This is a genomic window from Chamaesiphon sp. OTE_20_metabat_361 (genome assembly GCF_031364565.1).
Genome location: NZ_JANLWO010000189.1, coordinates 1 through 9989, shown reverse-complemented (window position 1 = coordinate 9989; position 9989 = coordinate 1). Strand labels below are relative to the sequence as shown.

10 protein-coding genes and 1 pseudogene are annotated in these 9989 nt (G+C 45.2%); 4 read left to right on the top strand and 7 right to left on the bottom strand.

The features are described from left to right. From RMO35_RS05340 to RMO35_RS05330, 3 genes and pseudogenes are all read right to left on the bottom strand, one after another. Positions 1–440 (bottom strand): annotated as a pseudogene (locus RMO35_RS05340) (ATP-dependent Zn protease); the annotation flags it as partial. Positions 441–617: 177 nt separating this feature from the next. Next, positions 618–1325, bottom strand: coding sequence for a serine protease (locus tag RMO35_RS05335; RefSeq protein WP_309739097.1), 708 nt, complete (start codon positions 1323–1325; stop codon positions 618–620). 182 nt (positions 1326–1507) lie between these two features. Then, positions 1508–2047, bottom strand: coding sequence for a COP23 domain-containing protein (locus tag RMO35_RS05330; RefSeq protein WP_309739096.1), 540 nt, complete (start codon positions 2045–2047; stop codon positions 1508–1510). Positions 2048–2522: 475 nt separating this feature from the next. Between RMO35_RS05330 and RMO35_RS05325 the strand changes: the two genes are divergently transcribed. After that, positions 2523–3974 (top strand): protein kinase domain-containing protein, encoded by a 1452-nt coding sequence (locus RMO35_RS05325; RefSeq protein WP_309739095.1) that lies wholly within the window; start codon positions 2523–2525, stop codon positions 3972–3974. 27 nt (positions 3975–4001) lie between these two features. Here the strand turns inward: RMO35_RS05325 and RMO35_RS05320 are convergent, their stop codons facing one another. Continuing rightward, positions 4002–4508 (bottom strand): nuclear transport factor 2 family protein, encoded by a 507-nt coding sequence (locus RMO35_RS05320; RefSeq protein ID WP_309739094.1) that lies wholly within the window; start codon positions 4506–4508, stop codon positions 4002–4004. Between the two features lie 285 nt (positions 4509–4793). Beyond that, a complete protein-coding gene (locus tag RMO35_RS05315) occupies positions 4794–5552 on the bottom strand; it encodes an HAD family hydrolase (protein WP_309739093.1) in 759 nt (252 codons plus the stop codon). A 260-nt stretch (positions 5553–5812) separates the two neighbouring features. On the opposite strand from RMO35_RS05315, the gene RMO35_RS05310 reads away from it, so the two are divergent. The 3 genes from RMO35_RS05310 to RMO35_RS05300 all read left to right on the top strand — a co-directional run bounded on the left by RMO35_RS05310 (position 5813) and on the right by RMO35_RS05300 (position 7782). Next, positions 5813–6358: a hypothetical protein gene (locus RMO35_RS05310; RefSeq protein ID WP_309739092.1), complete on the top strand. Its 546-nt coding sequence runs from the start codon at positions 5813–5815 to the stop codon at positions 6356–6358. 225 nt (positions 6359–6583) lie between these two features. Further along, the gene (locus tag RMO35_RS05305; protein ID WP_309739091.1) at positions 6584–7243 is read left to right on the top strand and encodes a COP23 domain-containing protein; all 660 of its coding nucleotides are present in this window, start codon (positions 6584–6586) and stop codon (positions 7241–7243) included. A 323-nt stretch (positions 7244–7566) separates the two neighbouring features. Further along, the gene (locus RMO35_RS05300; RefSeq protein ID WP_309739090.1) at positions 7567–7782 is read left to right on the top strand and encodes a hypothetical protein; all 216 of its coding nucleotides are present in this window, start codon (positions 7567–7569) and stop codon (positions 7780–7782) included. Between the two features lie 67 nt (positions 7783–7849). Here RMO35_RS05300 and gorA read toward each other — a convergent pair whose 3' ends face one another. Further along, a complete protein-coding gene (gene gorA / locus RMO35_RS05295) occupies positions 7850–9199 on the bottom strand; it encodes a glutathione-disulfide reductase (protein WP_309739088.1) in 1350 nt (449 codons plus the stop codon). Between the two features lie 323 nt (positions 9200–9522). Then, positions 9523–9989, bottom strand: a 467-nt coding sequence (locus RMO35_RS05290; protein ID WP_309739087.1) for a peroxiredoxin, incomplete at its 5' end; no start/stop codon positions are given.

Here is a 9989-nt window from a genome sequence, read left to right as displayed (position 1 = left end):
TCAGCAGTAATACCCGCCATCCATACCGTACAATAACTCTGGAGCAACTGACTGGAAATATCCACAGGTGGTGCGGCAAACATTACTCCACCCTGCGCCGATTGTCCGGCTTTGACAGATTCCCACGCACTCAGCGTATATCCAGTAACCGGAATGTCTAGTAAATAAGCAACTAAAAAATGTCCGGCTTCATGATTGATAATCCGTTGGCGATATGCTGACTTAGTGCCCGCAAGTGCATCTAAAAATAGGGTAGCACCGATACTTTTGAGGAAAAAATTATCGATTGTCGTGCCCACTACGATCGCAAAAATAATTAAAATTGGTACTGTCGAAGAAATGTGTAATAGTGGTGTGACTAAGCTGGAAATAGTCATCCCAAATATACAGATCGCAACTAAATTTAAGGAAATTTGCTTGGTTGGGTTATCTAAATTCATTACTAGATGAGAGATGGGAGATGGGAGATGGGAGATAGGAGATAGGAGATGATAGTTAATTATTTTAAAATACAGCACTATTCTCACGATCGCGATCGCCATAAACAAGACAATCTCAATTATCCCACTTTGAAAAACTTTGTCATCCACTATCCACTATCCACTACCATCTCCCATCTACCTGCCTAACTTGCCACTAGCGCGAAGATAGCGATTGATATCGATTCCCAGTACTGCATTCACCGTCCCAGTGCGTAAATCGACTGTCGCGCGTCCATTGATACCGACTAAATTGCCGCGACTGTCGAGTACGGGGCCGCCACTCATCCCTGGGAGGGCGTTCACTGTATATACTAGAGCATAACCATCCTGCGGTCGATCTATCCTTCCTGAGAGATTGCCGACCAAAAATTGATATACTCTAGTCGGTAATTGAGGGCTAGGATCTGCCCACCCTGACACATAGACAGTTTCACCCTCCTGTAATCTGTCAGAATTGCCGATGCTGGCGACTGGATAGCGGTAGCGACTCTGGAATTCTAAAATAGCTAAATCTAGCTTGCCAATTCTGGAGATCTGGCGCGGTGAGAGTGAATGCTGACGCCCGTCGCTAGTGGTTATTTTAAATGATTTAGTACCAATCGGTAGCTGCTCGACGTTGACTACATGCCAATTAGTCAACACCAGATATCGATCTTCTCGGTGTTCGATGATGACGCCAGAGCCAGTATTAGCACCATCGATCCTCACGGCGATCTGTTTGGCAATATCGCTGACATTGGGGCGCAATATTTGCCACAGAATCCGGCTGATAAATACCGCCGCAGTGCCGAGTATTGCCAGATTCACGACCCAAGGAGTAAGCTGATGTTGGCGCGATGGCATTCGTTAATGTTGCCCGATGAAACCGCAAAATAGGTACAGATATTGTGCCAGCTTGGAGTTCCTATGTTTAGGATCGATCGCTTACACCAGTATACAAGAACTGAGTAAGCCCCCTCAACACTTACTTCTAAGTACCAAAACTATTCACTATTCACTATTCACTACTAATTTTGTGAGTTTACCTAATCACCTAATAGTCGAGCGATACTAACATAAGCATCACCATTACGATAGCGCACTAATTGCGTGCCGCTGAGCTGCACGATGCGTCCGGAAGCCCGTGCCCGTAAGTCGAGCAGTTGTTGAAGTACTACCGCCGAGTCGGTACCTTTGGGAAGAGTTACCAAGACGTTATTTTTGGGGCAAGTATTGCCACTAATGCCCTCATCAACACAGAGGACGGGATATGTATTGACATTGCCAGTCCGGACAAATTTTAACTTACCATCGCGATTGAAGCGATCGAGTCTACTGGATACTTCATGACAGCGCTGGTTGCGATTGTTATATCGTCCGGTAAACGACTTAACCCAGTGGATCATCGGGATGCTACCGCGCACAGTTTTCACTACCGTCGTGGGCGCTCCACTCAATAATTCACAGCTAAATTTGCGGGTGGATTGCGCTTGACTGGGCTGCAACCATTGCGATTCGATTGTTAGGAGCGTACTCACGAGTAAAACACCCGAACAGTTACGGAGCCAGGGGAGTATTCTCAACATGGTGTCTAGATAAAATAGTTGGCTCGGTCGCTAGGTACTAGGGATTTAGCATCGCGATCGAGACTCTCGCTAATTTATCAACTATTATAGACATAGTTAGAAGTTATTCTCATTAGTAGAACACCGCATATGTACTGAATTTAGAAGTGTAGAATCAGCTAAATGTATGAGGCAAAATGCGCTCGCGTTCACGAAGTGTGAGCTTTGCTCAATCGCATCATTTTCGACCCGATCGTGCGTAGGCTGCTGAAGAATCGGCTGCGACTGCAATTAAGTTAATTTCATCACAATAGCGGAAGCAAAATGGGCAATCGTAAGTCAAAATCGCAATAGCCGGCCGATTTTTACGGCGTTGCTCAAGTCATCGATCGCAGCTAAAAGTCGAGTTCCAACTAGCAACTTTCGGTAGGGCAGACACCAAGCCTGACTTTCATCCGCTCAGTCGCATTTACCAGATTTAACTCATTATCACTATATGTTAGGTACGATCCTTCACTCTCATTATCAAATAGTTAAAGTTCTGGGCATCGGTAAATCTGGAGCTACTTATTTAGTCAAAGATTTAGATTTAATTGACTCACAGTTTTATGTAATCAAAAGAATAGATTACATTGACAACGTTCGGGTACCATCTCTAACCGAACAGCTATTTGGTATTCAATGCTCGATCGCTCATCAACTCGGAAAACATCCCCAAATCCCTACTCTGATTACTAAATTTGAAGTGGATGGCAATCGCTATCTAGTCCGCGAATATATCGACGGCGAACCGCTCAGTGCCCAATTGACTCCAGGTGCGATTTGGAGTCAAACCCAAACGTTTGACTTCTTAGTAGAGTTGATGGAGATTTTGAAATTTTTCCATAGTTTCAAATATATCCACCAAGACATCAATCCTCACAATATTATTAGACATCGCGATAATGGCAAATTTTATTTAATTGGCTATAGTTGTCTAAAAGATTTGGGCAGTACCTGGCAAATACCTGAAAATGAGGCTCGCAATCTTAACGATCCGAGTTATGTACCTTACGAACAAGAGCAAAATATTCCTAAATTGACTAGCGATATTTATGCAGTTGGTGCGATCGCAATTCAGGCGCTGACTGGTAGATATCCGCTCGAAAAAGATAGCCACAGTTATGAAATAAAATGGCGAGATGAAGTCAAAATTGACTTAAAGCTAGTAGAAATCATCAATAGGATGGTGCGTCCCGATTACCGCAATCGTTATCAATCCGCAGATGAAGTATTGCAGGCACTTCATGCCTTTGCGCTCACCCAAATACCCGCGAGTAACCGCTCCAAACCTTATTTATTATTGGGTGCTGCTATCGGTGCGTTAGTAGTTGGATTTAGCACTCTTAGATTCTTCTTGACTTCAACCAATAAACCACAGCTAGCCGCCTCAACAGTCGTTGCGACTCCCAATCCGCCTCAGCTCGTTACTAATAGCAGCGGTTGGCAAAACTATACTAATAAAACAGCCCGGATCGAAGTCAAATATCCGACTACTTGGCAGCAACAGGATTTAGCTAACATCGTTACGGGAGAGCAGGTAATCTTCACCAATCTAATTCAGAATAAAGCTAGTAAAAACCGCGAAAATATCTCGATTAGGGTAGAAAATTTAACAAATCCACAGACTAGTCTGGCTAGTTATACTCAATCGACGATCGCCGAAATTTCTAAGTACGATCGAGCTGCCAAAATCGTCGAATCTAGCCCGATAACTGTAGCCAATCGACCGGGAAATTTAATCGTATATACGGGTCGAGATGAAAATTCCTTAGCAGTCAAAAATCTGGAAGTTTGGACGATCGAGCGCGGCAGAGCTTATATTATTACCTATAGAGCTACACCCGATCGCTACTACCAATTTTTAGATACTGCGATGACGATCGTGAATTCATTCAAGATTAACTGAGCGCGGGCGAGCGAATACAAATCGAAACTAACTTTTAAAAGTTTTACCATTAAATGTCGTTTGACTAGTGAGGATCTTGCTTTGCTTCAATCGCCAGCCTTGGGGAGTCTTGAGCCAAGAGTCGCGAGATGTTTGATCGATAATGATTTTATTAAAGCCAGCGATCGTGCCTACGGTCTTTTGCTCGATCGCGACATCTAAACCGCTACTATTAACAGCAATTGTTTTAATTGTCGCTTTATTAGATGTTAATTTGATATTGAAACGCGTAAACAAATTGCTATAATGCTCGCGAAACTGAGCTAGGGTTTGTTTTTCACCTTCAGGGTTGATGCTCACATAGTCTGGAGTGAATAGAGCTGTGGCACCTTGAATATCTCGGCGGATAAAGGCGGCATTAATTTGATTGTAATTGGTTTGGATTTGAGGTTGAATTTTGGAATTAGTGTCTGCATATGCAGGTGCAATTGCCACGATCGCAACTGAGAGAATTACTGTCGCGATCGGCGAATTCTTAGTGAAAGGAAAACTCATTGTTAATATTAATTGACTGCACTGCCCGGACTGACGTAGAGTGTAACTTAAAGGTTCCTTGAATTAATTAATAATTAATAATTAATAATTAATAATTGAGTTTTTAGGATAGGAATTTAGCGGATGGAACCTTTGCTGAGGTTCCCTCGTGAATAGCGTTCCACCAAGCAGCGGATGCGCTCGTCACGGAGGGAACCTCCAGATTGAGCGCAACCTTGCAGCGGATGCTTTTCAGGCGGAGGATCCCTGGCGAATGTGTTGCACCAAGCAGACCCCTTGCTCTCGTTAAGCCCCCAGTAAATCTACCAACTCACAAAATCCGGCGACTTCTGACAACTGAGTCACATACTGAGGATGATGGGCTAATTGGGTACTGTAATGTTGAATATTGGCAACCCCAACCGAATGCGGAAATAAGGCTCGATCGAACATACTCGCATCATTAGGACTATCGCCGACAGTAATTATTTGGCTCGGTTTAAGCTGAGGAAAATAGCGATCGATCACAGCTAAAATCGCCGCACCTTTATCTTGGTGCAGCGGTTTGAGATGACATTGTACCGTACTAAAGGTAAAACTATAACCCCATTGTTGACATTGAGTATCAATTTCTCCTAACTCGACATCCGTCAAGCCAGCCACATCAAATGTCCAATCAGTAATCCGAAACTGATTGTCGCTAGATTCCTCGATTTGGGGATAACGCGCTTGCAACTCCCAAAACCGTTCCGCCAACTCGGCGCGATGGGTTTCGATACTCTCAAGCCGCGTCAGAAAATCGAAGCCACTAAAATTGCGATCGAAATAGACACCACCATTTTCGGCGATTGCCCCGGCTACTGGGAGATAATTATTGACAGCACTCACCCAGCCAGCGGATCTCCCCGTTACTAATAATAACTGGATCCCCTTAGCAGTCAGCCTGTCGATCGCTTGCAATAATGCAGGTGTAAATTTGCCATTACTCGTGAGCGTACCGTCAACATCAGTGGCAATCAGTTGAATATCTGTCCATCGAGCGATTAAGGTTGAACTATCGAGCATAGGTATCGATCGAGAATAAAGTACCGATGGCGGGCATCTTCCCAGGTTACAGACAAAGGGCACCGAAAGCAATTTACAAGGGCAATCGCCTAGACTTTAGTACCGCACCTTTTTTCCAGTAACAACTCAGCTATTTATCGGTAGCGATAATACGCGATCGACAGCCATAATTTAAGTCTCTATGTCAATAAATGCGGAAACCGATCTGAAAATAGTGTAGATCGAAAATATGCACGGATTACTGGGGGAAAATCACACACATGTACACACGAAAACTTAGCTTGCTCGTCCTCTCAACGCTCCTCATCGCTGGCTCGCCAGCCTACAGCGCCACTCAGCCAACGGCAAACCTAAATCCCACACCCAACAAGACTTTACTCGCTCAACAGGATCGGGCACCAGATCTCATCACTGTGGGCGTGTCACTGATTAATAGCTTGATTAATCCACCCAGTCGTTCGGCTCAAATCAATGCCGATGCTGAAGTCAAAAAAGCCAAGATTGCGGCGGATGCAGATATTGCCAAAGAGAAACTCCGGATCGAGGCTAGTCAAAATACAGACAGAGTAGCGCCCGTACTCAACCAATGGGGTGTCACGCGGATTGCTTGTGCGCCCGGATTAGTCTTTATCAATGGGATTACTACCGATACAGTTTGCATTCAGCCCAGTGCCGATATCAACCCAGGTTATTATAGCTATGATAGCGCCCGAAAACAGTTAATTCGCAATAGCTCTAGCGTGCAAACTACTCAAAATACTCAGCAAACCAGAGTGTCGAATAGTAATAGCGAGCGCGGCTTTTAATAGTTTCACATCTTGCATCAAAACAGAGTTACTGGTGTTCTAGTGAATAGTGGATAGTGGATAGTGGATAGTGAATAGTGAATAGTGGATAGTGGATAGTGAATAGTGGATAGTGGATAGTGGATAGTGAATAGTATTTAGGAGTATATTTCTATCAGTTTTATGTACTGCTGTAAGATGTGAACAGTTCTAATATTTATATTTTTTAATATCGATCGAGAATCCATGAAACCGACAACCATCACTCAAATTTTACTCCCGATCGCAATTTCGACAATTGGATCGCTGCTGTCCCAAGTTGCCTCAGCCCAACTCCCACCAATTGTCAATAATCAAGCCGAGCTTCGCGTCACAGAAACACCGAACAATAATGCGCCGCAAGATGGAAATATTGCCAATGCTGGTCTGAGAGTTAGTTGTCAGAATCTCACAACTGTCGTTCAAAAAGGCGATCGCCAAGCAACAATGTTGACCTGGAACTACAGTGGTTTCGGTCGAGAGTTCACCCCAGAAAAACGCTGCCAGATCGTCTCAGAACGTCTCCAGCAAGCCGCAAATATCAATGGTGGTACTTTTAAAGATTTACAAATAGCGACTGGCACAGTAAATTCTCAAGCCGTAATTTGTGCATTGCGATCGAATAGCAATAAATGTACTCGTAAGAACTTACTATTTACACTCAGTCCCGAAAATGCCCGCAATCCTGATGCGGTCATCCAAAAAATGTTTAGTTTTGCGGCTGATGGCAGTAGTTCGATTAATGAAAGTGCGACAAATAGCTCGCCAAAATTCGATGTCAATCTTGGTAACTGGGAGCAAAAAGCTTTCCCCCGCTCGCAGAAATCTACTCCTAACAATCGGCGCAAAATCGATACAGGCTTTTAATTTGCCGTCGGATTCAACATCTTGGTAACTAAATTGCGATCTAGACACATATCGACCTGCCCCTAAATTTACGGTTATGGAGCGAGATTGTAATTCATTTACTATCGAAAAAGAGCGCCTTGCCAGTCTAAGTATCATCTGGGCTTCGATCGCTAAAAACCACACAGACCGATCGCGCTTGACAGGATCGGATTACCGTACCAAGTCAGGTGTCTTTGTTGCCCCAAATCTTGATGCAGAGCCGAGATCGAATGTAATAAAATTGATATGCGCCAGAGTCACTTACCTATGATAATATTCATGCAACAATATTTAGTGACCTCATGCCTGCTGACTTTGTAAAGCTCGCACAGACCTATCTTTCTACTTACCCAGAGCGACAGCAGAGCTACTTTGCTGCGCTAACTAGGTTTTCTGGTGAATCAACCCAGACAATCTCATCCAATTGGCTTAAATCCGAGTATCTCAGGCACAAACTCCGCAAAGATAGCTACTTGCGGATCGATCGTACTACCGCCACAGCCCAAATGACAGGCTAACGCTCTCAGATCGGAGTGGAGACCATCGAGCGATGGTCTCCACTCTAAGCCACTGGAGATCGACTAATTAGCGCATCGTGACAAATTCTTCAGCCGAGCTGGGATGAATCCCCACAGTGGCATCAAAATCTGCTTTCTTTGCGCCCATTTTGACCGCAATCGCTACGCCTTGGATGATTTCTGCCGCATGATCTCCGACCATGTGCGCGCCCAAGACTCGATCGGTTTTAGTGTCTACTACCAGTTTCATCAGGGTACGATCCTGTTTATTGGGTAGGACATAGTACATCGGACGAAAGTTGCTCCGATAAACTTTGATATTATCACCGTGCATTTCGCGGGCTTCTTCTTCGGTTAGCCCGACAGTTGCAGCCTCGGGAGTGGTAAAGATCGCCGTGGGGATATCTGCATAGTTCATGACACGGGGTTTGTTGCCAAACACTGTATCGGCAAATGCGCGACCTTCGTTGACAGCGACTGGTGTAAGCTGAACCTCATCGGTACAGTCGCCGACGGCGTAGATATTCTCTACATTTGTCTGGCTATTTGCATCTACCAAGACCGCCCCATTTTGGGTCTTGACATTCGTATTTTCTAGTCCTAAATCGGCTGTATTCGGTCGGCGTCCCAATGCGGCTAGACTCACGGCGTCGGCGAGAATTGTTTGCTGTCCATCTTTAGTTGTCACCGTGACACTAACGCCATTATCGGTTTTTTCCAAAGATAGATCGCAGGCATTATTAATAATCTTGATGCCATGATGGGTCATTCCTTCCTGCACCGCCGATCGCAAGTCGCGATCGAAACTCCGTAAAATCAGATCGGGGCGAATAATCTGGGTCACTTCCGTCCCCAATCCATTCATAATGCAAGCAAACTCGCACCCAATATAACCCGCACCTAAGATAACGATCTTCTTCGGTTGAGTGGGTAAATAAAACATGTCATCGGAGATCAGGGCGTGTTCGATCCCGGGAATATCGGGACGCACGGGATGTCCGCCGACTGCAATCAAAATTCTCTCCGCAGTCACCGTCCGATCGCCCACTTGCAGCGTATGATTGTCGATAAACTTCGCCCGTGCAGGAATCACTTCTACCTTGGATTTATCTAGCATCGTCTGATAAATCCCATTGAGCCGCAATAACTCATTATCGATCGCACCAATCATCTTCGGCCAGTCTAACTGACTCTCGACCGCACTCCAGCCATAACCTTCCGCATCAGTGAATAGTTCGGGAAAGTGGGACGCATACACCATCAACTTCTTGGGAATACAGCCGCGATTGACACAGGTACCGCCGAGTTTGCTATATTCAGCAACACCTACCTTAGCACCATATTCTGCGGCACGTCGTGCCGTAGCAATCCCGCCGGAACCGCCACCAATTACGAATAGGTCAAAATCATAACTCATATTCTGTATATCCTTACTTGCCCAAAATGTGGAGATGTAGCTGCACTTATTACGGTGTATATATAAGCTTAATAGACTTCGACTGAGATGGTGTTACCCCCCCAACCCCCCTTTATAAGGGGGGGCTTTTCTTGCTCTTGCTCCCTCCCCTGCTTGGTGCAACACATCGCTAGGCGGGTCACCCGCCCAGCGCGGAGGGAACCTCCGCGTGGTTGCATCCGCGCATATTCGGGGAGGGCTGGGGTGGGGTAGAGATCTCCGCAGCACCAGCGATCGATCGAACAGTTGGGTTTGACGTTACTCCACCCAACCGACAACATTAACTAACCCTTAGAATTTTTCAAATAATTCAACATCGTGTTAACATCAGAAACTTCAAAAGGATCGGTTTCACAGTTGTCGCTGTAACCAGCTTCGATGAATGCTTGCTCGACTTTGCCGTCATTGACGACCATCGAATAACGCCAAGACCGCATTCCAAAACCTAAGTTTGATTTTTCGACCAACATGCCGATTTTGCGGCTAAATTCACCGTTACCGTCGGGTAATAGCTTGACGTTCTTCACTTCCATGTTTTTGCCCCATTGGAACATCACGAAAGCATCATTGACGGATACACAATATACTTCATCAACACCCAGCGATTTGATCTCCTCATAAGCCGCATCATAGCCGGGGAGATGGCTGGTAGAGCAGGTAGGTGTAAAGGCACCAGGGAGTGAGAAGACAACTACTCTTTTGCCCGCGAAGATGTCTTGTGTAGTCGTATCTTGCCATTTGAAAGGGTTTG

Bases quoted from the DNA above. Each gene is read 5' to 3' on its own strand.
- RMO35_RS05335 (WP_309739097.1), bottom strand. From the start codon at position 1,325: ATGCCATCGCGCCAACATCAGCTTACTCCTTGGGTCGTGAATCTGGCA.
- RMO35_RS05330 (WP_309739096.1), bottom strand. From the start codon at position 2,047: ATGTTGAGAATACTCCCCTGGCTCCGTAACTGTTCGGGTGTTTTACTC.
- RMO35_RS05325 (WP_309739095.1), top strand. From the start codon at position 2,523: ATGTTAGGTACGATCCTTCACTCTCATTATCAAATAGTTAAAGTTCTG.
- RMO35_RS05320 (WP_309739094.1), bottom strand. From the start codon at position 4,508: ATGAGTTTTCCTTTCACTAAGAATTCGCCGATCGCGACAGTAATTCTC.
- RMO35_RS05315 (WP_309739093.1), bottom strand. From the start codon at position 5,552: ATGCTCGATAGTTCAACCTTAATCGCTCGATGGACAGATATTCAACTG.
- RMO35_RS05310 (WP_309739092.1), top strand. From the start codon at position 5,813: ATGTACACACGAAAACTTAGCTTGCTCGTCCTCTCAACGCTCCTCATC.
- RMO35_RS05305 (WP_309739091.1), top strand. From the start codon at position 6,584: ATGAAACCGACAACCATCACTCAAATTTTACTCCCGATCGCAATTTCG.
- RMO35_RS05300 (WP_309739090.1), top strand. From the start codon at position 7,567: ATGCCTGCTGACTTTGTAAAGCTCGCACAGACCTATCTTTCTACTTAC.
- gorA (WP_309739088.1), bottom strand. From the start codon at position 9,199: ATGAGTTATGATTTTGACCTATTCGTAATTGGTGGCGGTTCCGGCGGG.